The sequence below is a fragment of the Thiomicrospira sp. genome, assembly GCF_014859555.1.
Taxonomy (GTDB): domain Bacteria; phylum Pseudomonadota; class Gammaproteobacteria; order Thiomicrospirales; family Thiomicrospiraceae; genus Thiomicrospira.
Window position 1 is genome coordinate 1 of record NZ_JACUTY010000003.1, and the last position, 24,631, is coordinate 24,631.

The following is a 24,631-nucleotide window of genomic DNA, read 5'->3' on the forward strand; positions in this document are numbered from 1 at the left end:
GAACCTGAAGGAATGTCTAGACCTTGCAAAGGTTCACAACGCAGAGCTGAGAAACCTGGCTAAGCCCCGCAGAATCAACCAGGGGTTAATCAAGGTGCCCATAACTTAATCATTCTATCGTAAATCACCAATTCCTACCATACCTGCTTTAAGCCTTTTCAACTGATCCCTTAGTTGAGCAGCCTCCTCAAAATTCAATGACTTAGCCGCTGCATACATTGATTTTTCAGTCTGTTTAATCATCTTAGCCAATTCAGCCGGACGCAAACTCACCAAGTCCAATTCAGCATAATCACCACTAGACTCAGCCGCCTTACTTTCACCATGCTTTCTAGACGATTTACTGGCATAGGGCGAATGTTCAAGAATATCGGTTACTTTTTTACGTAACGCGGTCGGTGTAATACCGTGCTTTAAGTTAAATTCAATCTGCTTTTGACGTCGGCGTTCCGATTCATCAATGGCCGCTTGCATGGAACGTGTCATTTTATCGGCGTACAGAATGGCGCGACCATCCGGGTTTCGCGCGGCTCGCCCCATCGTTTGGATCAAAGCACGCTCCGAGCGTAAAAAACCTTCTTTATCAGCATCCAAAATTGCCACCAAAGAAACTTCTGGAATATCCAGTCCTTCTCGTAGTAAGTTAATCCCGACCAACACATCAAATTCACCCTTGCGTAAATCGCGGATTATTTCGATGCGTTCAACTGTATCAATGTCGGAATGCAAATAACGCACTCGTACGTTGTGGTCTTCCAAATAATCGGTCAAATCCTCGGCCATGCGTTTAGTCAAGGTAGTAACCAGAATCCGTTGCGCTTTTTCAGCGATTAACCTTATCTCCCCCAATAAATCATCCACCTGAGTAGTCGCCGGCCGAACTTCAATCACCGGATCAAGTAAACCCGTCGGACGCACCACCTGCTCGACCACTTTTGAGCTGTGTTCCAACTCATAATTAGCCGGTGTTGCGGATACAAAAATGGTTTGCGGCATCAAGCCTTCAAACTCGTCAAACTTCATGGGGCGGTTATCCATCGCAGAGGGCAAACGGAAGCCATAATTAACCAAGTTTTCTTTACGTGATCGGTCACCTTTATACATGCCGCCAATTTGTGGAATCGTAGCGTGACTTTCATCAATGATCATCAACGCATTGTTTGGCAAATAATCAATTAAAGTGGGTGGCGGCGCGCCCTCTTCTCGACCCGATAAATAACGCGAGTAGTTTTCGATTCCCTGACAATAACCCAGTTCCATCATCATTTCGATATCAAGCCGAGTACGCTCCTCTAAACGTTGTGCCTCAACCAGTTTATTTAAGCTGCGCAACTCATCTAGCCGACTTTTAAGCTCTACTTTAACCTTTTCAATCGTCTCGATCACACGCTCTCGCGGGGTAACATAATGCGACTTTGGATAAACCGTCACACGTGTCACTTTACTAATTATTTCGCCCGTTAAAGGATCAAACCAACTTAACGCTTCGACTTCGTCATCAAACAATTCAATCCGCACCGCATACTGTTCGGCTTCGGCTGGGTAAACATCCACCACGTCACCCCGCACTCTAAATGTGCCACGGTACATCTCAAAGTCGTTGCGGGTATATTGCATCGTGACTAATTTAGCTAAAATGTCGCGTTGGCTAATCGGGTCGCCCAAACGTAATTGCAAAATCATACTCAAATATTGATCAGGATCACCCAAACCATAAATCGCGGATACGGTGGCAATTAAAATCACGTCCGGGCGTTCCATTAAAGCTTTGGTCGCGGATAATCGGAGCTGCTCGATCTGTTCATTAACTGAGGCATCTTTGGCGATATACGTATCGGAAGCCGGCACATAAGCTTCAGGCTGATAATAATCGTAATACGACACGAAATACTCAACCGCATTATTGGGAAAAAAGCTTTTCATTTCACCGTAGAGTTGAGCCGCTAGGGTCTTATTATGCGCCATAATAATGGCGGGACGCTGTACGGTTTTGATCACATTTGCAATCGTATAGGTTTTGCCAGAACCAGTTACACCCAACAGGGTTTGAAAGGCTTCGCCGTCCTGCAAACCTTCCACCAGGCCTGCAATTGCGGCAGGCTGATCCCCAGCAGGTTGGTACTGTGAAACCAATTCAAATGCTTTTGCCATATTACCCCTTAAAACTTATTTCGCAAACGGCTTTAAATAACGCTTAAATGCAGTAAAATAAAGCCTTATTTTACATCTAAAAAACCCGTGCGCTGTTTGATGTGCACCATTATACAAACCTGAGAGAGAGAAATGGCCTTGCTTTCCGATCGTGTTAATCGCGTAAAACCTTCCTTAACCCTCGTAATTTCAGCTAAAGCGGCTGAACTTAAACGCGAAGGGAAAGACATTATAAGCTTGGGCGCGGGTGAACCTGACTTCGATACCCCTGATCATATTAAGGCCGCCGGTATTAATGCGATTCAACAAGGCGATACGCGTTATACCGCTGTAGATGGAACGCCCGATTTAAAACTGGCGATTCAAGCCAAATTTAAACGCGATAATGGCTTAGATTACGATTTAAGTGAAATCTTAGTTTCCAGCGGTGGTAAACAAAGTTTTTACAACCTATGCCAAGCCGTGCTCAATGACGGTGATGAAGTCATTATTCCCGCACCCTATTGGGTTTCGTATCCCGACATGGCTTTATTGGCTGGCGGCGAACCGGTGATTATCGAAACCGGAATTGAACAAAACTTCAAAATCACGCCTTCTCAATTGGCCAGCGCTATTAATGCCAAAACTAAATTAGTTGTAATTAATAGCCCATCCAACCCAACTGGCGCGATTTATACTCGCGATGAACTCGCTGCGCTGGCAGACGTATTACGTCAACACCCACAAGTGTTAATTGCCTGTGATGACATGTATGAGCACATCGTATTGGGTGACACGCCTTTTACCACTTTGCTTGAAGTTTGCTCGGACTTAAAAGACCGTACATTGGTTTTAAACGGTGTATCCAAAGCTTATTCGATGACAGGTTGGCGCATTGGTTATGCGGCGGGTCCGGAAACTATTATTAAAGCCATGAAAACGGTGCAATCTCAGAGTACCTCAAACCCTTGTTCTATTTCGCAAGCCGCGGCAGTGGCGGCCTTAAATGGTCCGCAGGATTGCATTGATACCATGCTGAATGCCTTTAAACAACGCCACCAATTTGTAGTTGAGCGCGTAAACCAGATTCCTGGCTTTAAATGTTTGCCGGCTGATGGGGCTTTCTATATGTTCATTAATATTGCCCAAGCAATGAAGATGAAAGGCTTCATAAGTGATGCAGACATGGCGACGGCCATTTTAGAAGATGTCGAAGTCGCCGCCGTACCTGGCTCGGGTTTTGGCGCAGAAGGCCATATTCGCATTTCATTCGCCACCAGTTTAGATAACTTAAAAATCGCACTCGACCGGATGGATCAATTCATGCGAAGTTAGTTTAAGCCACTGAATTTTCTAGCGGAATAAAAAAACCGAACAGACATTACCTGCCTGCTCGGCTTTTTTATGGCACTAGTTTAAGTATCGACAAAACTTTTGAGATGCTCTTTGTTTTAACGACACCAATCTACCGTCACGTCATGGCTGTCTTTTACTGCATGCGTCCCGTTTGTGACGGTTTTTGATTGACGCATAAACTTATTAGCCATTAGCATCCAACTTGAAAAAACCGGATAAGTATGTCGGGTTAATTCCGCCATTTTTTCTGGATCCGCACTTGGAAAGTCCAACATAACGGCCGCCAAACGCAACAGGGTTTGCAAGTTATCTTTATCTAAAGTTTGTGGATTAAAATAAGTTATCTTACTTAGGACGATACGCGATTGAACCAGATCTAAGTCCTCACCTTCTGGTGGCTTTTTTTTAAAGTAACGTTCCACCAGGCCTGGTGGTGACCAATTCAAAATATTGATCATCGGCTCTATACCCAACATGGCCATTGAACCACTTCGAAACCTTAACGGAATTTCAGCTAAAAAGCCTTTTTCGAGTTTGTAGTTTTTATCCAGCATTAGTTATCCATTCAGCGCACTGACTAATTTCAAATTGGTTCATGATTTTTTGGATTAACATCTGCTGGGCGCGATCTGGGAAGTCAAAATTAATCCTCAGACAATAACGGGCTGTTTTAGCAACTGGGTCACAAGCCACCACAGAACCTTTGATTCCAATAATAGACGCATGGTTATCGCTGTGGAAAGCTACACAAACCGCCTCACCCGGCTTCAGAGCCTTTGGCTGCTCAACACGTATACCGCCTTCACTGAGATTAACGCTGATAGATTCCCATTGGGTTGGATAACGCTTTAGCACCGAGTCCTGCTGAAACGCGAGAAAACTGCCTAAACTTAGGTTCACATACTCCGTTAAAGCGCGAATAAACTGGGGTAAAGCCAATCCATCAAATTTTGTGCTTTTAAGTATGTCTAAATTTTGGTCCGCTTGCGTTGGCGTAACGTACAAAAGCTGACGATATTTAATTTCGCGGCTATCTGAGTTTTGTGTCATGTAATGCACTTCGTTCAGATAGGTTTTGATTTTATTTTCGATGCCCTTAAAAAAGGCATAACTTTTGGGTGAGCTGAGTTTGTAGGTCTCAAGATGCGCATTTTCGGCTTTTGCCAAGCTCAAGTTTCGGCCATAGTCTTCAAGTTTAAACGGCGCATTCCCAGCTTGAACGCCTTGCATTACGTCGTTAAAAAATGCGATACGTTTTACAATATCGCTCAAAACTACGCCCGCTAAATCTGTTTCGTCTTTGACTTTTGCTAACCAATCTTTGGCTTCAATCAACTTGGCATCCGCCATGGCTAGGCGCTGTTTAGTCAGATAAACCGCCGAGGTAGCAAAGAAGTCGCAACCCGGGATACGATTGCGCGGCATGATATGAGCGTATACTGGCATATCGAGTCGAAAAAATCGTCGACTATCTATTGTACTTGAACTCATTTATAACGCCTGTTAATTCGTTAAGTCCAATTATACTCAAAGTTCACTTCAGCTGGCAAAAATACTCACGCCATTTAACGATCCACCAATCACTTGCCAGACCGCTGGATTGTTTTTAAAACTTACGCCTAAAATCCTTTATAATGTGCGCACGAAAGAATAAGCGCCCGTAGCTCAGCTGGATAGAGCGCTGCCCTCCGGAGGCAGAGGTCTGGGGTTCGAATCCCTTCGGGCGCACCATACAAGTTTCCATACTAATTGACACGTTTAAGGTCAGGAGAGAGAAACATGAAAGGTGAACTGACTTTTCGACTGCATGAAACCACACGCTTTTTAAAAGCCGTCCTTTTAAGTTCGCAAGGCCGCAAGTTTTTAGTTGGCCATATTTTCAATACTCTATTATTAGCCTTTGTATTGGTCATTAGCTTTGGTATTGTATTAATTGGTTTATACGATGGTTTTCAAATACGCCGCCGCACGCTTGCGGTCAGTTTTTCGATATTATTCACCCTGTTAATTATCGTCCCAATGGCCGTAATGCCGTTTTTTTCATTTAAAGACCTGACTAATCGCATCAACCGCTTTATTTTTAAACGTGATTTTTTTACTAGTCTGAGTCACCATGTGTTTTATCACCAAGCACGTGATGGTGAGATCACCTTGCACTTGGCCAAGGCCCATTCAGTATTAGCTGAAAAACACCAACTATTTAACCAGTCTAATCGTCAAACTGTGAGACGAGAGCTAAGTTTATCCATAGCTAAATCGATTCGTGAAGCCGTTCGCATCTCCAAAGACCTTGTTAAAAATGGCCGATTAAAGTCCGACCAAAAAATTGTGGGTGCCACCTATGGCTATTTATTTGGTGCCGCTAAAAGCAAGTTAAAGCTCAAGCGCATTCAACCAGCCTGGTTTAAACGCTATATTGGCAACATCTTCTACCGTTTTGGCGCACTCCATGCGGTATTTATGTACTTTGTAATTAATGACAAATTACCCCCTGCTTTTGATCCCGTCTACTTTAAATCGACAGTAGGTGATGTGATTGGCACTAAAAACATCCAAATTGCCTAGAGACCATGAAACTACCAATTAAGCGCTCAAAACCCAAAACCACTCATTACCATGTTAGCCACTTACAAGGTCACCATAACTCCGTTGAAATTGAAGCATTAGCTGATGATGGTCGTGGACTTGCTCGGATAGAAGGTAAGGTGGTATTCATATCCCAAGCCTTGCCTGGCGAGTTGGTTGATGTCAAAATCATGATCGACAAACCCAGTCATGCTGAGGCTACACCGACTAAATGGCATCGGTATTCTGAGCATAGAAAGACCCCGTTTTGCGACTATTATGCTACTTGCGGAGGTTGCCAACTACAGCATCTCTCACTTAGTAGCCAACACAAATGGAAACAACAGAATTTTTTACAACAGCTCAGTAAATCACTCAACACCCGAAAGTTAACGATAGAGCCTTTACTTGGAACAGCTAGCCAACATTATCGACGCCGTGCACGACTTGTACTCGTCAAAGATCCAAAAACCAAACAGGCTAAACTAGGTTTTCGACAAGCCCAATCTCAAACCCCTGTCGACATTGAATACTGTCCTATCTTAACCCCGGCTTTAAATCAAGCCCTTCAGAAAGCGCGATTTGAACTCTTGCCTCTAGCAAGTCGGCAAGCTAAAGAAGTGCAACTAGTTGAAGCTGAACAAGGCGTTTGGATCACCAGTGATGTTTATCAAAAAACCGCCGACGTTGATGCGCCTTATTACCTTTTAAACCAACTTAAACTTAATTTCGACCCGCAAGGCTTTATTCAAGTTAATGCGCCGATTAACCAAGCCCTGGTTAATCAAGTCGTAGACTGGTTAGCGCCTAACCAACAGGACCGGATTTTGGATTTATTTTGTGGCATAGGCAACTTCAGCTTAGCTTTAGCCCAACATGCAGGCAAAGTTGTGGGCGTAGAAGGCCTCGCAAACGCGGTGATTTTAGCGAAACAAAACGCCTTAAATAATCAACTCAATAATACCGAGTTTTATAAGGCGGATCTTTTTGAAGATGCCCACCACCAGGCCTGGTGGTCAAGCTACGATTCGATATTGCTTGACCCGGGGCGCTTAGGTGCCAAAAACCTGTGCCAAAAGATTGGTGAACTAAATGCAAATCGTATCGTTTATGTATCCTGTCAAAGCGATACCTTGATTCGTGATCTGCAAGCCATTGAACAACAAGGTTATCGACTTAAACGGATTCAGCTGTTCGATATGTTTCCGAACACCAGTCACATTGAAAGCTTGGTATTAATGGAAAAAATTATGTTAAACCATAAACAACACACCTAAAAATTCACCCAACAAAAAAGCACCATTAAGGTGCTTTTTTGTTGGGTTTAAACCGCTAATATTTGCGCTTTAAAACTCTTCCCACTCAGTTTCGTTTCTATTTGATTTTGGCTGCGGATTAGACACTGCCTTAACTTTAGTTTCGGACACTTTATTATCCAATGACTTAGGATCCATTTTAGATTTATTGTTAGTATAAGCAGATGACAACTGGGTTTGACTAGCCGGCTTAGCCGCAATTTTTGGCTGCGGTCTCATTCTATTAGAATTTGCGCCTGTGTTGAAAAAAGCCATATTTCGACTTAGCTCGGTTGCCTGTTCACTCATACTTTCTGCCGCGGCCGATGTTTGTTCAACCAGTGCGGCATTTTGCTGTGTCGCGCCATCTATGTCACTAATAGCCGTATGCACTTGTGACACACCTTCTGCCTGCTCACTTGAAGCACGTGCAATTTGGTTAATCATGCCAGTTACTTGCTCAATCGAGCCGGTAATGGATGCTAAACGCTCACCTGATTCACTAGCCAAACGTGTACCATCATCAATGCGCGATACACTTTCATCAATTAACTTTTTAATGTCTTTCGCCGCTTCGGCTGATTTTTGAGCCAAAGCGCGAACTTCGCCAGCCACCACCGCAAAGCCACGACCATGATCACCCGCTCTGGCCGCTTCAACCGCGGCATTAAGCGCTAACAAGTTAGTTTGGAACGCAATACCATCAATTAAAGATACGATATCCGAAATTTTATGGCTCGACTCTTGGATCGAATTCATGGCGATAATGGTCTGCTGCATAACCTGCTCACCTTGAACCGCTTCTTTTTGAACTTTACTCGCTACTTCGGCGGCTTGTTGTGAGTTGTCTGTATTATTCTGAACCGCTGAGTTCATTTCATCCATGGTGGCGGATGTTTGCTCCAGCGCCGCGGCTTGTTCTTGAACTCGCTGACTCAAGTCTAATGCACCACGCGAAACCTCATCTGAAGCATTGCTAACAATATCAGCCGCTTGCATGGCTTGCGATACAATTTCAGCCAGTTTTTCAAGTGATTGATTAACCGCATCTTTCAACATCTTCAGGTCACCTTCATAGTCACCGACGATCGACTGAGTTAAATCACCTTCACTTTGAGCCACCACGATACGTGTAATGTCTTTAATCGCATCATCTAACTGTTCCATCGATTCATTAATGCGTTCTTTCAGTACGTTCATTTCACCGCGCGCTTCTAACTCAACGCGATGACCAAACTGGCCTTGCGACATATAACCCATGACTTCGTTTATCTGTGCAATAACACTATTCATTTCATTCATGGCTGATTGGGCATTGTTCATCATGGTTAAGTATTCGCCTTTCGCCTGACAATCAATATTAATTTTGAAGTCGCCGTCATGCATGGCTTGCATAGTTTGAGCTAACTGATTCATAACCTGTGCAATATTTTCGGCACTGTCATTTACGCCTTGCTTTAACTTATCCAAATCACCGACATATTGACCACTGATACGATGACTGAAGTCACCTTGTGAAATTGAACTAACCGTTTCGTTTGCTTCATCTAAGGCTTTACTAATTTGCTCTAGCAGTTCATTAAGGGCACTAGCCGTTTTGCCCACTTCATCCATAGACCCCACGTCTGCACGTAAGCTAAAATTACCGGTACGCATGATATTATCAGTGGTTTGCTGAACTTTTTGCAATGGTTTTATAACCATACGACCAATCGCCACAACCAAGGCAAAGGTTAAGAAAAATATACCTAATAGCACACCAACTAATGATAACCAGGCCGCATTCACAGCCATATTAATAGGAGCTAAATAAACCGATTCATCCATCACAAACATATGACGTCCAAACACCAAACCTTCTTCATCATAGGCAGGCAAATCAACGAAAACCTTTCCACTACCCAGGTAAATAGCCGTATCTTCACCATCTACCGGATTAAAGTGTTTTGTCACTCGTTCAACTGTGGCTTCATCAAACCAGCGATTATTCGCTAAAATATAGCGCTCATTGACGGGTTTATTTTGATCAACGTTTGGCATATCGCCATACTTTTCAGCAATATAACGTTTATCTGCGAGCAAAACCCAATCAATATTCAAGTTGTGTTTTAAGTCGTGCTTAACGGATGCGAGTCCTTGAATAAGTGAAATCATTCCCATAAATTCACCGTCATCAATTACTGGTGAAATCGCCATTACACCTACTCCACGAGCGCCAACCCCGAGCGCACCAAAAGCTTGACGTTCTTTCATTGCGCGTTGCACTAATGGACTATGCGACGCATTTTGGCCGTAACTATCAATCTCCCAAGAGCGAATCATCATGCGTCCATCAGCCGTCATTAAAATCGTACCGATATTGTTAAAGTTGGATTTAGAACGAAACCCATCACGAATGCCAGAAAAAAAGGGGATAACAGACTCTCGATCCTCTACCTGCAACGACTCAATAACCTGGTTTTGCAAGGTCATGGCGGTGGCGCCCATAATGCCACTTTGCACCTTGAGCTCCATCGCGGCATCAATGTGAATTTTCATTTCTGCCAACAATTCTTGCTGAACATTTTTTTCCACCGGTTTTACCGACGTAAAATACATCATTAAACCAACTAAAAAAGCGACGACCAAGCCAACGCTAGACGCAATTCCGATAACCTTAAGACTGAGTGACGATGAACGCTTTGACATAATAAAAACCTTTTAAAACGAATTATGTAATAATTATACACGTAAAAATACAAATTAATCGAACCTTCGCACTCAGGCCTATCTTGAAACCATTGATTTATAATAAGTAACTCCCAAGTAGCACGTATTTTTATCACGTTTACGCGTTTCAAAACGAATTAAACATTCGTTAAGTCACCCAGTTCCTCTTCTAACTTTCGCTTATTCTCACCAGCTGGCTGACTGTATTTACCTAACCATTGGTAAACCACTGGAATAACAAATAACGTAAATAAAGTCGCTAGAGATACGCCCCACAGCAGTACGATACCGATCACATAACGTGTTTCGGCCCCCGCGCCTGTAGAAATCACCAATGGAATCGCCCCCACCACGGTGGTTATCGCCGTCATCAAAATCGGGCGCAAACGTAAACAGGCGGCTTCGAACAGGGCGTCATAAAACGTTTGGCCTTTATCTCTTAACTGGTTTGCGAATTCAACGATCAACACCCCGTTTTTGGTTGAGAGCCCCACCAACATCACCAAGCCAATTTGCGTATAAATATTTAAGCTCAGCCCATGTAGCCATAACCCCCACAATCCGCCTGCGACAGCCAAGGGCACGGTAAACATAATAATAAAAGGACTAATGAAGCTTTCAAATTGAGCCGCCAACACTAAAAACACCACCACCATACCGAGCAAGAATACAAACAGTACCGCATTACCCGATGTTTGGAAGTCGCGCGACTGACCTTTATAGTCAATCATGGCATCATCCGGAAGGTGAGTTCTAGCAAGGTTTTCTAAGTGATTTAATGCTTCTCCTAAGGTATAACCATCCGCCAAATTGGCTTCAATCGTAATCGCTCGCATACGGTTATATCGGTTTAGCGAACCTGAATCGGCAAACTCTTCAATACTGACTAAACTCGATAACGAAATCAGCTCTTGGGTTCTCTGAGAACGCACATAGATATTATCTAAACTTTTTGGCGATCGGAAATCGCTTCGCTCAGCCTCAAGAATTATGTCGTATTCTTCACCCTGTTCTACAAATGTGGTGACCTTTCGCGATCCCAGCAAGGTTTGAAGTGTCCGCCCAATATCCAGCGTGGAGACCCCTAAATCAGCCGCACGTTCATAGTCAATCTGGACACGCAACTGGGGTTTAGTTTCTTTATAATCTGAATCGATTCCCTCTAAGCCGGGGTTATTTTCTTGTAGCTTGTCCAGCATAATATCTCGCCACTCGGCTATTTGCTCATAACTCCCACCGCCGATTACGAACTGCACTGGTTTTTGCACACGCCCACCGATACCTTGTCGCATGACTGGATTGGCGCGTACACCAGGTAAATCAGCTAACTTTTGCCGCACATCTTGCATGATTTCAAATGCGGAACGACGCTCAGACCAATCGTTTAAAACCAAAATTGCAATACCGGTGTTAAATACCTGAGTGCTACCAAATCCACGTGGCGAGCGTACTAATAAACGATTAACTTCACCCGCCTCCACTAGTGGCATCAAGCGAGCCTCGATTTCATTAATATAGTCTTTCATGTAATCGTGGGTGGCGCCCTCAGGGCCTGAGATTATGACAAAGAACGCGCCCCGATCTTCCTGTGGGGCATATTCTTGGGGTAGGTTTTGCATTAAAAAGTACGATGCATATAATGTGGCACCAAAAATTCCGGCGATTAGCCAGGGCCAACGTAACGCGAATGTCAAAGCAGGGCGGTAAATTCGAATCCAAAAATTAGGTTTATCCGGCACATGCTCGGCATCAAAATCAATGTGCGAAGGATTTGATTTGCCTGGCTTTAAGAGTTTTGAGGCCAGCGCAGGGGATAAGGTTAAAGCCACCCAGCTCGAAAACAACACCGCCACCGCAAGCGTAATCGCAAACTCACTAAACAACCGCCCTAGATTGCCCTCAAGAAAACTAATCGGTACAAATACCGCCACCAATACCAAAGTGGTGGCGACCACCGCAAAACCAACCTGACGTGTGCCAACAAAGGCGGCACTCAGGGGGGAGTAGCCTTTCTCAATATGACGCTGCACGTTTTCGAGCACAACAATCGCATCATCCACCACTAGCCCTATCGCCAACACCAACGCCAATAAAGTTAGTATATTGATTGAGAAACCCAGCATCCATAACACCCAGAAGGTCGCAATCAGTGACACCGGAACCGTGACGAGCGGAATAATCGCGACTCGCACACTGCGTAAAAACGCAAAAATAACCAACATAACCAAACCAATCGCAATCGCCAGGGTTTTATACACTTCTGTTATGGCGCTCTTTACAAACACCGAACTGTCATAACTGGGTTTAATCGCCATGCCATCGGGCAAAATTTTATTTAGTCGTTCCACCTCTGATTTAACCACATCCGCCACACTTAAGGTATTGGCAGTTGACTGTTTAATAATCCCCAAACCCACCATGGGTAACTCGTTGCCCCGAAACAGAGTACGGTTTTCAATCGCGCCTTTTTCGATTCGTGCTATGTCACCCAGTCGAACTAGGTTCATGCCTTCGCCTTGCATCACCACCAAACGTTCAAAGTCTTCGGGGGTTAGCAGTTGACGATCCACGCGAACACTAAACGACATTTGTTGCATGGTCACCATCCCGGCAGGCAACTCCACATTCGAACGTTGCAAGGCTTGCTCCACATCGGCCACGGTAAGTCCGCGTGCCGTCATGGCATCCGAATCCAACCACAAACGCATCGCGTATTCTTGTCCACCACCAATCCGCACACGAGCCACACCATCGAGCACCGAAAAACGATCCACTAAATAACGACTCGCATAATCGGTTAATTGCGGCACCGTCATATTATCGGCCGTTAAGTTAAACCAAATAATGACGTCATCGTCACCATCTACTTTCTGGACTTCTGGTTGATCGGCCTCAATCGGTAAATCCCTGGCTAATCGTGAAACACGATCACGTACGTCATTAGCGGCGGCGTCGATATCTCGATTAATATCAAACTCGATCGTGATCCTTGAACGCCCATCTGTTGATCTGGATTGGACATATTGAATACCCTCAATGCCCGCAATCCGGTCTTCAATAATTTTGGTAATACGCGATTCAATAACGGCCGCCGAAGCACCGGCATAAGAGGTCGTGATGGACACAACAGGCGGATCGATATTGGGATATTCTCGCAGGGCCAAACGATCAAACGCCACCAAGCCAAACGCCACTAACAACAACGACATCACCGCGGCCAGTACTGGGCGTTTTACAGCCACATCGGATAACATCATAATGCCACATCCTCAAGGCCACTGCTGGACTGGACCGGGAGCTTATCCATGGCGTTGACGACCTGTCCTGGACGGACACGTAATGCCCCTTCACTGACGACTTTATCGCCTAATTCTAAGCCGGTTTTAATTTCCACCAGGCCTGGTTGTCGCATGCCTAAGGCCACCTGTTTTCGGCTGATTTTATAAAGCCCATTCGCCTCTGGCATTAATTGATAAACATAATGATGTTCAGCAATCGGAACAATCGCCGTTTCAGGGATAAACAGAACGGATCTGGGCTTTTGTTGAAGTTCAACCTTCATCAACATGCCTGGAACCAATAGTCCGTCAGGATTGGTTAACTTAGCACGCACTTGAACACTGCGGGTTTTAACATCCACCCTTGGCAAAATCGTTTCGATTTGCGCTATAAAATCTTGGCCGACATAAGCATCGGTTTTTGTCACCACCCGATCCCCAACACTTAGCTCGGTTAAAAATCGGCTCGGCACACTAAAGTCGATTTTTACTTGAGTTAAGTCCTGCAATTCGGTCACTTTTGTGCCAGGCGTTAAGAGCGCTCCTTCACTAATCTGTCGAATGCTAACTCGTCCTGCAAACGGCGCTTTTAAGGTTAACTTTTCAAGTCGGGCTTGTAACACCGCCTCTTTCGCCCGCGCTAAGTCCCACTCACGTTTGTACTCATCTAAAGTTGACTGGGCAATGTCGCCACGTGTATACAAGGGTAAATAACGATCATAAAGCTGCTTGGCATTGTTAGTCGCAATTTTGAGCTCCGCCAAGCTAGCGCGCTCTTCTGCACTTCTAAGCTGCACAAGTAGCTGATCTTTTTTAACATAGTCTCCATCATTAAAATGAATTGACTCGACTTGCTCAGTGACGGAGGCGCTAATATCAACGGATTCACTAGCGTTTAAATCGCCCAAAGCTTGGATCGTTTCAACAATCTGCTTTTCAAACACCTTGGCCGAGACAACCGACTGTGTCTGGCTGGCTTGAGATGTTAAGCCGAAAGAGCCCAGTAAAAGCCCGAGCATTAAACCTGTTAAACTTAAACGCATACTTATTAAATCTCATATTGTTATTACGTTGTACGAATCGTATTTGAGTTCATCATAATAGTCGAAGTTTACCGACACTGAGAATTAAATGTGAATCCCGACATTACCTGATTAAACTGCGCCTGCAAGCAAAGACTAAGACTATTTTTTAGTCTTGTCATTTTATACACACCCTATACAATATAGTAACTTTTTACCAAAACAAGAGACCGCTATGTTTTATCACAACAACACGCATTACCAGCACGGTGACGAAGCTGCAACCGGCATCTTAATTACCAACTTAGGTACCCCAGATGCACCAACTAAACAAGCACTAAAACCTTATTTAAAAGAGTTTTTATGGGATCCACGTGTGGTTGAGCCGCCGCCCGCCCGCTGGTTATGGTGGTTAATTTTAAATGGTATTATCTTAAATACCCGCCCAGCCAAATCTGCCGAAGCTTACAAAGAAGTTTGGGGCTCAGAAGGGCCGGGGTCACCACTGCTTGATATTACTCAGCGCCAATTGGATGGTATCAGCGAGCAACTACGCCCACAATTTAAAGGTAAAGTCGTGTTCGAATTGGCGATGCGTTATGGCAACCCTTCGATTGAGTCGGCTTTGAAAAAACTGGAAGCACAAGGGGTTCAACGCCTGATTGTGCTGCCGCTTTACCCACAATACGCAGGGGCCACCACTGCATCAACTTTTGATAAAGTTACCCAAGTATTGCGGGGTTGGCGTTGGTTACCCGAAATTCGTTTTGTAAACCACTATCATCGCCACCCTGGATACATAAAGGCGTTGGCCAACTCGATTCGTGAACACCAAGCCGAACACGGCAAACCTGATTTGTTAGTTATGTCTTATCACGGTGTTCCGAAACGCTATTTAGACAATGGCGACCCTTATCATTGCGAATGTCACGTTACCTCGCGCTTGGTGGCGGAAGAGTTAGGCTTAGAAAAACCCGAATATCGCGTCACCTTCCAGTCTTTATTTGGTAAAGAAGAATGGATTAAACCCTATACCGACGCCACCATGAAAGCCTTACCAGCCGAAGGCGTAAAACATGTGCAGGTTATCTGCCCCGGTTTTTCAGCGGATTGTTTAGAAACCATTGAAGAAATTGACGGTGAAAACCGTGAATATTTTGAAGAGGCTGGCGGTGAAAAGTTCAGTTACATCAAGGCGCTGAATAGTCGCCATGATCACACCGAAGCCTTATCCGACGTTATTTTGCAACACACTCAGGGCTGGTATGAGCGTGACGGTTTCGACGCTGATGCGGATGCCGCTGAACGCGAAAAAGTTAAAGCTAATGCTCGCGCGATGGGTTGCCCTTTCTAAACATGGCACCACTTGGCCTTTAGTTTCATATCGAATACTAAAGGCTTAACTTAACCCCAGCCTTGTACCGACAAAATTAAAATCAAATAACGCCCACCTTTTGCTAAGGTTACCAGGGCTAAAAACACCCAAAATGATTCTCGCATAACCCCTGCCACCAACGTCAGCGGATCCCCTACTACGGGCATCCAGCTTAATAATAAAGACCAGCGACCATAGCGATGATAAAAATTCTGCGCTTTCTGTAAACGTGGTTCGCTCACCGGAAACCAAGATTTATTGCGAAAATGCACTAAATACACACCCAACCACCAATTAATAATTGAGCCCAATACATTACCGACGGTCGCTACCAGCCATAACATAATCCAATCGTATCGTTCGGTCATGATTAAACTCACCAACACGGCTTCCGACTGCAACGGCAACAAACTCGCCGCTATCAATGCACTTAAAAACAGACCTGAGTAGCCGGCCACCTCAATCATTTTGGTATAACTTCACGTTAATTTAGTCCAATTTACGCTGGGCATTAAAATGATCCAACAGGTGTTTTATCTGCAATTTACAACAGCCATTCCCATCCGATGCATAGGTTTGTGCGCAGACTTTTTCGCGAGTATCGGCGCCTAATACAATCGCTTCGATCACTTTTATTTTTGGCACTTGATTACACACACAAAGATTGTCTTCCAGGTCGCGTTTCAGAATTTCTGGCAAACTCTCAATCGCCTCATCTAACATGCTTGTTTTCCTATAAATTAGGGCTTCACCCATAAAAAAACCTGCACAAGGCAGGTTCTTAAACAGAGTTTAGGTGGCGTTTTTTCTGAGTTCGCGGCGGAAGTTGGCGAAATTTACAACTAGTAAACGAGTCAACTTCCAACAAAGAAATCAGGAAAACAAGCCCCTAAAAAATTAGTTTTTGTCTTTATCAACGATCTTGTTGGCTTGAATCCAAGGCATCATCGAACGTAACTTATCACCCACCACTTCAATTGGGTGCTCAGCGTTCATGCGACGCATCGCGGTCATTTCTGGGTAGTTCGTCATACCTTCTAAAATGAAACGCTTCGCGTACTCACCGCTCTGGATGTTATATAACGCTTCACGCATCGCCATGCGACTTTCTTCGTTAATAACCTGTGGGCCAGTCACATACTCACCATACTCGGCATTGTTCGAGATAGAGTAGTTCATGTTGGCGATACCGCCTTCGTACATCAAGTCGACAATCAGTTTTAACTCGTGTAAACATTCGAAGTACGCCATTTCTGGTGCATAACCGGCTTCAACCAAGGTTTCGAAGCCCATTTTAACCAATTCAACCGCACCACCACAAAGTACTGCTTGCTCACCGAATAGATCCGTTTCACACTCTTCACGGAAGCTGGTTTCGATAATACCAGTACGACCACCACCCACGCCAGAAGCGTAAGAAAGCGCGATTGATTTCGCTTTACCAGATACGTCCTGATGAATCGCGATTAAGTCAGGAATACCGCCGCCTTTAACAAACTCAGAACGTACAGTATGACCCGGTGCTTTCGGCGCGATCATGATCACGTCTAGATCTGAACGTGGTACGACTTGGTTATAAAGAATCGCGAAACCGTGAGCGAAAGCCAAAACCGCCCCCTTCTTCAAGTTAGGTTCGATTTCTTCTTTGTATAACTGAGACTGGAATTCATCTGGCGTCAAAATCATAACCAAATCAGCCGCGGCAACCGCGCTTGGAACGTCAGCGGTTTTTAGACCATAACCTTCGGCTTTTTTGATAGATGACGAACCTGGACGTAGGCCAACCGTCACATCTACACCTGAATCTTGTAGGTTAGCCGCGTGAGCGTGACCCTGTGAACCAAAGCCGATTACCGCTACTTTCATGCCACGGATAATTGAAAGATCGCAATCTTTATCGTAGTAAACTTGCATGTTTTTTCCTTTAAATTTGAAAGGGTTAAAATAAAATCTGTTAGAAAATTTGGGGGATTATAACCCAGACCTGATTTTTTTGCTAAAACCAGGCCTGGTGGTTTATCCGCTTAGGCGTTAAATCTGTAAACACTTCTCGCCACGCATGATTCCCATTGCGCCAGAACGCACGGTTTCCAGAATCAAGGCTGGATCAATCGCGGCAATATAAGCGTCCAACTTCTGTGTTTCGCCGATCATTTGAACGGTGTAGGTGGTGGCGGTTACATCCACAATTGTGCCGCGGAAAATATCCGTTAAACGCACAAATTCCTCACGGAATTCGCCGGTCGCCGACAGCTTAACCAGCATCAACTCACGCTCAATATGTGGACCTTCGGTTAAGTCGATCACCTTCACTACATCAATTAAGCGATTGAGGTGTTTCACAATCTGTTCAATTTGATGGGCGGTACCAATCGTCACCAGCGTTAAACGCGAAAGTGACTCATCTTCTGTCGGTGCGACGGTCAAAGCGTGAATGTTATAACCACGCGCGGAGAATAAACCGGATACACGTGATAACGCCCCCGATTCATTTTCTATTAACATTGAAATAATATGCTTCATCGTTACACCAAAATCATTTCGTTTTGTCCCGCACCGGCCGGGATCATGGGATATACGTTTTCTTGCTGATCGGTAATAATGTCGATAAACACAAAACGATCTTTTAAAGCAAACGCTTCTTCTAACTGCTTTTTCATGGTCTTAGGATCGTCAATACGCACGCCAACGTGGCCATAAGCTTCAGCCAATTTGACGAAATTTGGCAAGGAATCCATATAAGACATCGAATAACGACGGTCGTAGAAAAACTCTTGCCATTGGCGAACCATACCTAAGAAACCATTGTTTAAGCACACCACTTTGATCGGTAAACCGTATTGCATGCAGGTCGAAAGTTCTTGGATGTTCATTTGAATTGAACCTTCACCCGTAATACAAAGTACGGTCGCATCCGGATAAGCCATCTGCACACCCATCGCTGCAGGCAAACCAAAGCCCATGGTGCCGAGTCCGCCGGAGTTAATCCAACGACGTGGTTTGTTAAACGTATAATATTGCGCCGCAAACATTTGGTGTTGCCCCACATCCGCGGTGACATAAGCATCGCCTTTGGTGACTTCCCAAACCGCTTGAACCGCCGCCTGAGGCTTAATTTTACTGCCTGTGGTGTCGTATTTAAGACAATCCACATTCCGCCATTCATCTATTTGCGACCACCAGGCCTGCAAGGCCACAGCGTCTGGCTTTTTGTTTAGCTTCGCCAGTTGCGTATTCATTTCTTGCACGACCTGTTGAACCGGTCCCACAATCGGAATGTCCACCACCACGTTTTTTGAGATAGATGCCGGATCAATATCCACATGGATAATTTTGGCGGTCGGGCAGAACTTGGCGATATTGCCAGTTACACGGTCATCAAAACGTGAACCAATCGCAATCAATACATCACAATGATGCATCGCTAAGTTGGCCTCGTAAGTACCGTGCATCCCAAGCATGCCAATGTTTTGTTTGTCATCCGCCGGAAAGGCACCTAAACCCATCAAAGTTTGTGTGATTGGATAACCCAACGACTTCACAAGTTTCACCAGCTCTTCTGAGCCTTCACCCATGATCACGCCACCACCGGTATAAAAAATGGGCCGCTCAGCGCTGAGCATCATTTCCACGGCTTTTTTAATTTGTCCAGTATGCCCTTTTACAACAGGTAAGTAGGAGCGTAACTCAACTTCTTGTGGATATTCATAGGTGCTTGTGGCGTTTTGGACATCTTTAGGTATGTCAATAACAACTGGGCCAGGTCGGCCCGTTGTTGCGATATAAAACGCTTTTTTGAGCGTCATCGCAAGATCATTCACATCCTTGACCAAGAAATTGTGTTTCACAATGGGGCGCGTAATCCCAACCGTATCGACTTCTTGAAAGGCGTCCAAACCGATCATATCGGTGGCTACCTGTCCAGTAATAACGATGAGGGGGGTCGAATCCATGTGTGCCGTTGCAATACCAGTAACAGTATTGGTGGCTCCAGGTCCCGACGTTACGAGCACCACACCTGGCTTACCTGTAGAGCGTGCATAACCATCCGCTGCGTGTACCGCGGCTTGTTCGTGACGCACAAGAATATGCTTCAATTCTTTAGCGTCCGTGTCCAAGGCATCATAGATAGGCAAAGCTGCGCCACCCGGATAACCCCAAATATGCTCTACCCCCTCATCCTCCAAAAAATGGATTAGGATTTGGGCACCAGTTAGTTCCACAATAATGGCCCTCCAATTGTTAAACAGACCAAAATGGTTACAAAGTAACCGTCTGCTTAGTTCATAAAATCGAAAAAAGATTCTAATTATATAGAAAACCAAGCGCCTTGAGAACTCAAAATGCTTGATTTTATTTTGAATAATGAGCAAGGGCACTCATTTCTGACTAGTTTACTAGGTTATTATTTTTTAAACAAATATTCGCGATAATGTTTTAACTCATCAATTGACTCAAGGATATCGGCCATCGCCAAATGTGCGCCTTGTTTTTTATGTGAAGCATACACATCTGGCGCCCAGCGCTTCGACAGCTCTTTTAATGTACTCACATCTAGGTTCCGATAATGAAAATAGGCTTCTAATTCGGGCATTTCTTCGACTAAAAAACGTCGATCCTGACAAATGCTGTTGCCACACATAGGCGACACACCTTTTGATACAAACTGGGCTAAAAACTCAATGGTTTTTAGTTCGGCATCACGCGCTGAAACATTGGAATCTTTTACCCGTTGGGTTAAACCCGAACGACCGTGATGATCAACACACCAACTATCCATCTTCGCTAGCTCGGTATCGCCCACGTTAATCGCCATAACCGGGCCTTCAGCCAGCACATTTAAATCCGAGTCGGTGACCAGGGTCGCGATCTCGATAATTTTGTGCTCACGTGGCTCTAATCCAGTCATCTCAAGATCAATCCAAATCAAATTGTTATCCGATTTCATAAACTCTGCCTTTTAACTTACAATAGCCCACTATATTAACCCGCCAACCCCATAATGAAAACGAGTTTAAAGGTGTTTGTATGAATTTCATCAGTGTCTTGTTTATTCTTAGTCTGGCCAGCAACTTGTTGATCGAACTTTGGTTAAACGTTAAAAACCAGTTCCACATTCTTCGTCATCGCGAGCAAGTACCTCAAGAGTTTAGCGAAGTGGTCAACTTAGAGGCGCATCAAAAAGCCGCCGATTATTCACGGGCTAAACTTCAATTAAGCCGTCTTGTTTTGTTCTTTGATGCGGCCGTAATTTTAATCATGACCCTCGGCGGCGGGTTTCAAGACATTTATCGCATTTGGCAAAACTTAGAGCTTGTACCTATATGGCAAGATGTTGGTTTTCTACTCTCGACCTTTTGGTTTTTAGCCCTACTTCACCTGCCTTTTGCTATTATCAGCACTTTTAAAATTGAAGCCCAGTTTGGCTTTAACAAAACCACACCGGCTAAATTTATCAGCGACCTCCTGAAACAGTGGGGGCTGATGTTTATTTTAGGCCTGCCTTTGCTTTGGGCAATTGTCAGTATTATGAACAGCTATATCGACCAGGCCTGGTGGTTATATACCTGGCTAATTTGGATGGGGTTTAATTTAACTTTATTGTGGGCTTATCCTAAATGGATTGCGCCGTTGTTTAATAAGTTCACCCCGCTTGAAGAGGGTGAAATGAAACAACGCATTGAAGCCTTATTGGAACGCACCGGATTTGAATCGAATGGTATTTTTGTGATGGATGGCTCATCACGTTCCGGCCATGGCAATGCTTATTTTACGGGCATGGGCAAAAACAAACGCATCGTGTTTTTTGACACCCTACTGGAAAAACTCACGGTCGATGAAGTCGAAGCTGTACTGGCACATGAACTCGGCCACTTTAAGCACGGCCACATTACTAAACGTTTAATTGAAGGCGCGGCAATCAGCTTAATCGGTTTAGCTTTATTGGGCTGGCTGGTTCAGTTGCCGGCTTTCTATAGCGGGCTCGGGATTGAAAGCGCATCACCGGCAGCGGCCTTGTTATTATTCGTTACCGCCGTACCCGTCATGTTCTTTTTGTTAGGGCCAATTATGGCGTTTAAAAGCCGCAAACATGAATTTGAAGCCGATGCGTTTGCCGCTCAGCATGTTGGCGCGCAACATTTAATCAGTGCACTATTAAAGCTTTACCGTGATAATGCGAGCACTTTAACACCGGACCCAAGCTTCTCGGCTTACCACGACAGCCATCCACCCGCTAAAATTCGCATCGACCATTTAAACACCTTAAAAGGAGAAAACCAATGAGTGAACTCCCAAATTTATTAGAACAAAAATGTGAAGACATACCAAAAGGCCAAAAAGGTTTAGTGATTCCGACGATTGAAAGTTACCTGAATATGCTTCCCGGTTGGGATGTAACCCTGGATTATGCATCGATCCATAAAACCTTCCGTTTTAAAAACTACCATCAAACCGTCGCGTTTGTGAATGCGGTTACTTGGGTGGCTCACAAAGAAGATCACCACCCGACTATTTGCTTTGGATATAACGAATGCACCATCACACTTAAAACTCATAACATAAAAGGTCTAAGCCAAAATGATATGATTATGGCCGCCAAAATTAACGCTTTATTGGATTAAGCATTCCCCCTGAAGCACGAGGTTTTCGATTCGCTTGTGTATCGGTGGTGAACCTAGGAAATGTTATGAGCAAACGCAAACTTAGCGATCAACAACAACGCCGTGTTCAACAAAAACGCCAAGCGGATTCGTTACCCACCGAAAGCTCGATACGACCAGGCCTGGTGGTCACCAACTTTGGTAAACGTTTACTGGTAGAAACGGAGCAGGGTGAGCTCGTTAACTGCGCCGTGCGTCAACATCTTGGCAAACTCGTCGCAGGTGATCGCGTGAGGTGGCAACCGGACATCGAAGCAGGCACTGGTGTGGTGAGTGAAGTGCTTGCTCGTCACAGTGAGTTGTCTCGTCCAGGCTTCCGAGGCCAAACTCGCATGGTCGCCGCCAATATTGATGTGATTGGCATTGTCACACCAATCGAACCCGGCATTCATCCAGACATGATCGACCGCTACCTGGTGGCGGCCGCGCAATTAAACATTCCGGTTGCGATCATCATTAATAAAATTGATCTGATTCAAGATGATGAAGCTTGGGAAGCCGTCGCAGAATTATTAATACCTTACGAAGAAATGGGCATTGAACTGATTCCGGTTTCCAGCCAACTTGAAGATGGCCTTGAAGATTTAGAAGCTTTTTTAGACCAACAAACTAGTGTGTTAGTTGGGCCTTCCGGGGCGGGCAAATCCTCTTTAATTAACGCGTTAATTCCAGACTTAGACATCCGTACCAGCGCGTTATCGGCCGCGACTGGGTTAGGTGTACACACGACAACCAACAGTATTCTTTACCACCTACCCAAAGGTGGCGACATCATTGACTCTCCAGGGGTTCGTCAATTCAGCCCAAGCCCTTGCTCACTTACTGAACTAGAGGGTTACTATACCGATTTTGAGCCTTTTCTAGGCCAGTGTAAATTTCATAATTGCACCCATGACATCGAACCAGATTGTGCTATCAAACAAGCTGTTGAGCAGGATAAAATTGCCTACAGTCGTTATCAAAGCTTTCAGCGTTTATTACAAGAATTTAAACAAAACGAAATAAAATATTAATATTTCGCCATAAAATATATCAATGCACTAGCAAAAATTAGGCGACTAAAAACACGGAAATTAAATACAGCAGTATCGACGACACCCCGACAACACCCAACCAAAATAAAAACACCCAACCTAACGGCTTAGGATTGTTCACCAGTTTTAATGCATACCAGCTAACAATTGTGGCTAATATCGTAATCAGCCAAAGTTTAATCAAAACCATGCAACCTCCCTTTTGTGAAAAAACATTCTAACCCAATAAGCGCTGTTTTAATCTAAGTGTTTTTTATTAACTCTTTATACACACCCATAAAATTAACTAATAACATTAATTGCTTATAGTCGCGTCAAGCCCTGCATTAGCTTGACTCAAGCTTGCTTTTAGTTTCTAATTAGCGCTAAGGGTTAACCCTGAAATTTTTATTTAGTACTTTAGGAGAGTGCATAATGAGTAAAGCAATTTTAGCTGCTGCGGCAGTAGGTTTAATGTCTTTTGGTATGGTTGCTCAAGCAGCTGACGTAAGAGCTGGTCAAGCAGCCTACTCAACCTGCATGGGTTGTCACGGTGCAGGTGGTGAAGGTGGTGTAGGGCCGTCTGTTAAAGGTCGTGATGCTGGTGAATTAGCTGGCCTCCTTAAAAAGTACCGTGCTGGCGAAAGCGTTGGCCCTATGTCTGCAATGATGCAGCCTATGGCCGCTGGTTTGTCTGACGCTGACATCGAAAACCTAGCAGCTTATATGTCAGGTCTATAATTTTATAGTGCTTGATAAAAAAACCGCCTACGGGCGGTTTTTTTATTTATATGACTGATTTGGTTATAATAAACCACAGTTATTCCTGTTAATATGAGTTCAAACTTGGAGAAAATGAGCATGAAAAAAGGAATCATCACCGCGTTCGCTTTAAGCTTAATCAGCATGGGCGCTATTGCAATGGAACCGCCAGCTAAAAGCAATACCTGTGTCGCATGTCATGGCGCTGATGGTAATAGCTTAGCACCCAACTTCCCTAAAATTGCCGGTCAACACGCAGCCTACCTAGAAAAAGCCCTAAAAGATTATCGTGAAGGTTTACGTCGCAATTCTATGATGGCTCCCTTTGCTCGTGATCTAACAAATGAAGAAATTAAAGCGTTAGCTGAGTTCTACTCAAAACAAACGCCTAAATAAATAGTTACGTAACGAGCTACAAAAAAGCCGCTAGTTTAAAATAGCGGCTTTTTTGTAGCTTAAATTAA

22 protein-coding genes and 1 tRNA gene are annotated in these 24,631 nt (G+C 44.5%); 10 read left to right on the forward strand and 13 right to left on the reverse strand.

The features are described from left to right. Nucleotides 1–114 precede the first annotated feature (114 nt). Nucleotides 115–2,151, reverse strand: coding sequence for an excinuclease ABC subunit UvrB (uvrB, locus tag IBX48_RS00905; RefSeq protein ID WP_296829676.1), 2,037 nt, complete (start codon nucleotides 2,149–2,151; stop codon nucleotides 115–117). 132 nt (nucleotides 2,152–2,283) lie between these two features. Between uvrB and IBX48_RS00910 the strand changes: the two genes are divergently transcribed. Then, nucleotides 2,284–3,465, forward strand: a complete 1,182-nt coding sequence (locus IBX48_RS00910) for a pyridoxal phosphate-dependent aminotransferase (RefSeq protein WP_296829679.1) — start codon at nucleotides 2,284–2,286, stop codon at nucleotides 3,463–3,465. A gap of 116 nt (nucleotides 3,466–3,581) precedes the next feature. Here IBX48_RS00910 and IBX48_RS00915 read toward each other — a convergent pair whose 3' ends face one another. Next, entirely contained in the window at nucleotides 3,582–4,040 is a 459-nt protein-coding gene (locus tag IBX48_RS00915) for a hypothetical protein (protein WP_296829683.1), read from the reverse strand. Next, entirely contained in the window at nucleotides 4,030–4,977 is a 948-nt protein-coding gene (locus IBX48_RS00920; RefSeq protein ID WP_296829686.1) for a PilZ domain-containing protein, read from the reverse strand. The genes IBX48_RS00915 and IBX48_RS00920 overlap by 11 nt, the downstream gene beginning before the upstream one ends. 163 nt (nucleotides 4,978–5,140) lie before the next feature. On the opposite strand from IBX48_RS00920, the gene IBX48_RS00925 reads away from it, so the two are divergent. The 3 genes from IBX48_RS00925 (at nucleotide 5,141) to rlmD (ending at nucleotide 7,328) form a co-directional block, all read left to right on the forward strand. Continuing rightward, nucleotides 5,141–5,217 (forward strand) — tRNA-Arg (locus IBX48_RS00925). 48 nt (nucleotides 5,218–5,265) lie between these two features. After that, entirely contained in the window at nucleotides 5,266–6,051 is a 786-nt protein-coding gene (locus IBX48_RS00930; protein ID WP_296829690.1) for a hypothetical protein, read from the forward strand. Between the two features lie 5 nt (nucleotides 6,052–6,056). Beyond that, nucleotides 6,057–7,328: a 23S rRNA (uracil(1939)-C(5))-methyltransferase RlmD gene (gene rlmD, locus IBX48_RS00935; protein ID WP_296829693.1), complete on the forward strand. Its 1,272-nt coding sequence runs from the start codon at nucleotides 6,057–6,059 to the stop codon at nucleotides 7,326–7,328. Nucleotides 7,329–7,397: 69 nt separating this feature from the next. Here rlmD and IBX48_RS00940 read toward each other — a convergent pair whose 3' ends face one another. From IBX48_RS00940 to IBX48_RS00950, 3 genes are all read right to left on the reverse strand, one after another. Further along, nucleotides 7,398–10,034: a methyl-accepting chemotaxis protein gene (locus tag IBX48_RS00940; protein ID WP_296829695.1), complete on the reverse strand. Its 2,637-nt coding sequence runs from the start codon at nucleotides 10,032–10,034 to the stop codon at nucleotides 7,398–7,400. A gap of 158 nt (nucleotides 10,035–10,192) precedes the next feature. Next, complete coding sequence (locus tag IBX48_RS00945) at nucleotides 10,193–13,312, reverse strand: efflux RND transporter permease subunit (protein WP_296829699.1); 3,120 nt, start codon at nucleotides 13,310–13,312, stop codon at nucleotides 10,193–10,195. Continuing rightward, nucleotides 13,309–14,376 (reverse strand): efflux RND transporter periplasmic adaptor subunit, encoded by a 1,068-nt coding sequence (locus tag IBX48_RS00950; protein WP_296829703.1) that lies wholly within the window; start codon nucleotides 14,374–14,376, stop codon nucleotides 13,309–13,311. Before IBX48_RS00950 ends, IBX48_RS00945 begins: the two co-directional genes overlap by 4 nt. Nucleotides 14,377–14,590: 214 nt before the next feature. Here IBX48_RS00950 and hemH point away from each other — a divergent pair, with 214 nt between their 5' ends. Next, complete coding sequence (hemH, locus tag IBX48_RS00955; RefSeq protein ID WP_296829706.1) at nucleotides 14,591–15,709, forward strand: ferrochelatase; 1,119 nt, start codon at nucleotides 14,591–14,593, stop codon at nucleotides 15,707–15,709. A gap of 50 nt (nucleotides 15,710–15,759) precedes the next feature. Here the strand turns inward: hemH and IBX48_RS00960 are convergent, their stop codons facing one another. The 6 genes from IBX48_RS00960 to orn all read right to left on the reverse strand — a co-directional run bounded on the left by IBX48_RS00960 (nucleotide 15,760) and on the right by orn (nucleotide 20,678). Beyond that, nucleotides 15,760–16,197, reverse strand: coding sequence for a YqaA family protein (locus IBX48_RS00960; RefSeq protein ID WP_296829709.1), 438 nt, complete (start codon nucleotides 16,195–16,197; stop codon nucleotides 15,760–15,762). Between the two features lie 22 nt (nucleotides 16,198–16,219). Continuing rightward, nucleotides 16,220–16,453 (reverse strand): (2Fe-2S)-binding protein, encoded by a 234-nt coding sequence (locus IBX48_RS00965; RefSeq protein ID WP_296829713.1) that lies wholly within the window; start codon nucleotides 16,451–16,453, stop codon nucleotides 16,220–16,222. 174 nt (nucleotides 16,454–16,627) lie between these two features. Then, the gene (ilvC, locus tag IBX48_RS00970; protein ID WP_296829716.1) at nucleotides 16,628–17,644 is read right to left on the reverse strand and encodes a ketol-acid reductoisomerase; all 1,017 of its coding nucleotides are present in this window, start codon (nucleotides 17,642–17,644) and stop codon (nucleotides 16,628–16,630) included. Nucleotides 17,645–17,761: 117 nt separating this feature from the next. Next, complete coding sequence (gene ilvN, locus IBX48_RS00975) at nucleotides 17,762–18,253, reverse strand: acetolactate synthase small subunit (RefSeq protein ID WP_296829719.1); 492 nt, start codon at nucleotides 18,251–18,253, stop codon at nucleotides 17,762–17,764. Between the two features lie 2 nt (nucleotides 18,254–18,255). Next, nucleotides 18,256–19,953, reverse strand: coding sequence for an acetolactate synthase 3 large subunit (locus IBX48_RS00980; protein ID WP_296829722.1), 1,698 nt, complete (start codon nucleotides 19,951–19,953; stop codon nucleotides 18,256–18,258). A gap of 182 nt (nucleotides 19,954–20,135) precedes the next feature. Beyond that, complete coding sequence (orn, locus tag IBX48_RS00985) at nucleotides 20,136–20,678, reverse strand: oligoribonuclease (RefSeq protein ID WP_296829725.1); 543 nt, start codon at nucleotides 20,676–20,678, stop codon at nucleotides 20,136–20,138. An 80-nt stretch (nucleotides 20,679–20,758) separates the two neighbouring features. Here orn and IBX48_RS00990 point away from each other — a divergent pair, with 80 nt between their 5' ends. The 3 genes from IBX48_RS00990 (at nucleotide 20,759) to rsgA (ending at nucleotide 23,405) form a co-directional block, all read left to right on the forward strand. Then, a complete protein-coding gene (locus IBX48_RS00990; RefSeq protein WP_296829728.1) occupies nucleotides 20,759–22,015 on the forward strand; it encodes a M48 family metallopeptidase in 1,257 nt (418 codons plus the stop codon). Next, complete coding sequence (locus IBX48_RS00995; protein ID WP_296829731.1) at nucleotides 22,012–22,353, forward strand: 4a-hydroxytetrahydrobiopterin dehydratase; 342 nt, start codon at nucleotides 22,012–22,014, stop codon at nucleotides 22,351–22,353. The genes IBX48_RS00990 and IBX48_RS00995 overlap by 4 nt, the downstream gene beginning before the upstream one ends. A gap of 65 nt (nucleotides 22,354–22,418) precedes the next feature. Continuing rightward, the gene (gene rsgA / locus IBX48_RS01000) at nucleotides 22,419–23,405 is read left to right on the forward strand and encodes a ribosome small subunit-dependent GTPase A (RefSeq protein ID WP_296829734.1); all 987 of its coding nucleotides are present in this window, start codon (nucleotides 22,419–22,421) and stop codon (nucleotides 23,403–23,405) included. 37 nt (nucleotides 23,406–23,442) lie between these two features. On the opposite strand, the gene IBX48_RS01005 is transcribed toward rsgA, so the two are convergent. Continuing rightward, nucleotides 23,443–23,616, reverse strand: coding sequence for a hypothetical protein (locus IBX48_RS01005; RefSeq protein ID WP_296829737.1), 174 nt, complete (start codon nucleotides 23,614–23,616; stop codon nucleotides 23,443–23,445). A 224-nt stretch (nucleotides 23,617–23,840) separates the two neighbouring features. Between IBX48_RS01005 and IBX48_RS01010 the strand changes: the two genes are divergently transcribed. Further along, nucleotides 23,841–24,146 (forward strand): c-type cytochrome, encoded by a 306-nt coding sequence (locus IBX48_RS01010; protein WP_296829740.1) that lies wholly within the window; start codon nucleotides 23,841–23,843, stop codon nucleotides 24,144–24,146. Nucleotides 24,147–24,266: 120 nt separating this feature from the next. Further along, a complete protein-coding gene (locus IBX48_RS01015) occupies nucleotides 24,267–24,563 on the forward strand; it encodes a cytochrome c (protein WP_296829743.1) in 297 nt (98 codons plus the stop codon). The last annotated feature ends 68 nt before the right edge of the window (nucleotides 24,564–24,631 follow it).

Bases quoted from the DNA above. Each gene is read 5' to 3' on its own strand.
- IBX48_RS00965 (WP_296829713.1), bottom strand. From the start codon at position 16,453: ATGTTAGATGAGGCGATTGAGAGTTTGCCAGAAATTCTGAAACGCGAC.
- IBX48_RS01015 (WP_296829743.1), top strand. From the start codon at position 24,267: ATGAAAAAAGGAATCATCACCGCGTTCGCTTTAAGCTTAATCAGCATG.
- ilvC (WP_296829716.1), bottom strand. From the start codon at position 17,644: ATGCAAGTTTACTACGATAAAGATTGCGATCTTTCAATTATCCGTGGC.
- IBX48_RS00990 (WP_296829728.1), top strand. From the start codon at position 20,759: ATGAATTTCATCAGTGTCTTGTTTATTCTTAGTCTGGCCAGCAACTTG.
- hemH (WP_296829706.1), top strand. From the start codon at position 14,591: ATGTTTTATCACAACAACACGCATTACCAGCACGGTGACGAAGCTGCA.
- IBX48_RS00950 (WP_296829703.1), bottom strand. From the start codon at position 14,376: ATGCGTTTAAGTTTAACAGGTTTAATGCTCGGGCTTTTACTGGGCTCT.
- IBX48_RS00920 (WP_296829686.1), bottom strand. From the start codon at position 4,977: ATGAGTTCAAGTACAATAGATAGTCGACGATTTTTTCGACTCGATATG.
- IBX48_RS00960 (WP_296829709.1), bottom strand. From the start codon at position 16,197: ATGATTGAGGTGGCCGGCTACTCAGGTCTGTTTTTAAGTGCATTGATA.
- IBX48_RS00930 (WP_296829690.1), top strand. From the start codon at position 5,266: ATGAAAGGTGAACTGACTTTTCGACTGCATGAAACCACACGCTTTTTA.
- IBX48_RS00940 (WP_296829695.1), bottom strand. From the start codon at position 10,034: ATGTCAAAGCGTTCATCGTCACTCAGTCTTAAGGTTATCGGAATTGCG.
- IBX48_RS00945 (WP_296829699.1), bottom strand. From the start codon at position 13,312: ATGATGTTATCCGATGTGGCTGTAAAACGCCCAGTACTGGCCGCGGTG.
- orn (WP_296829725.1), bottom strand. From the start codon at position 20,678: ATGAAATCGGATAACAATTTGATTTGGATTGATCTTGAGATGACTGGA.
- IBX48_RS00915 (WP_296829683.1), bottom strand. From the start codon at position 4,040: ATGCTGGATAAAAACTACAAACTCGAAAAAGGCTTTTTAGCTGAAATT.
- rlmD (WP_296829693.1), top strand. From the start codon at position 6,057: ATGAAACTACCAATTAAGCGCTCAAAACCCAAAACCACTCATTACCAT.
- rsgA (WP_296829734.1), top strand. From the start codon at position 22,419: ATGAGCAAACGCAAACTTAGCGATCAACAACAACGCCGTGTTCAACAA.
- IBX48_RS00910 (WP_296829679.1), top strand. From the start codon at position 2,284: ATGGCCTTGCTTTCCGATCGTGTTAATCGCGTAAAACCTTCCTTAACC.
- ilvN (WP_296829719.1), bottom strand. From the start codon at position 18,253: ATGAAGCATATTATTTCAATGTTAATAGAAAATGAATCGGGGGCGTTA.
- IBX48_RS00995 (WP_296829731.1), top strand. From the start codon at position 22,012: ATGAGTGAACTCCCAAATTTATTAGAACAAAAATGTGAAGACATACCA.
- IBX48_RS01010 (WP_296829740.1), top strand. From the start codon at position 23,841: ATGAGTAAAGCAATTTTAGCTGCTGCGGCAGTAGGTTTAATGTCTTTT.
- IBX48_RS01005 (WP_296829737.1), bottom strand. From the start codon at position 23,616: ATGGTTTTGATTAAACTTTGGCTGATTACGATATTAGCCACAATTGTT.
- uvrB (WP_296829676.1), bottom strand. From the start codon at position 2,151: ATGGCAAAAGCATTTGAATTGGTTTCACAGTACCAACCTGCTGGGGAT.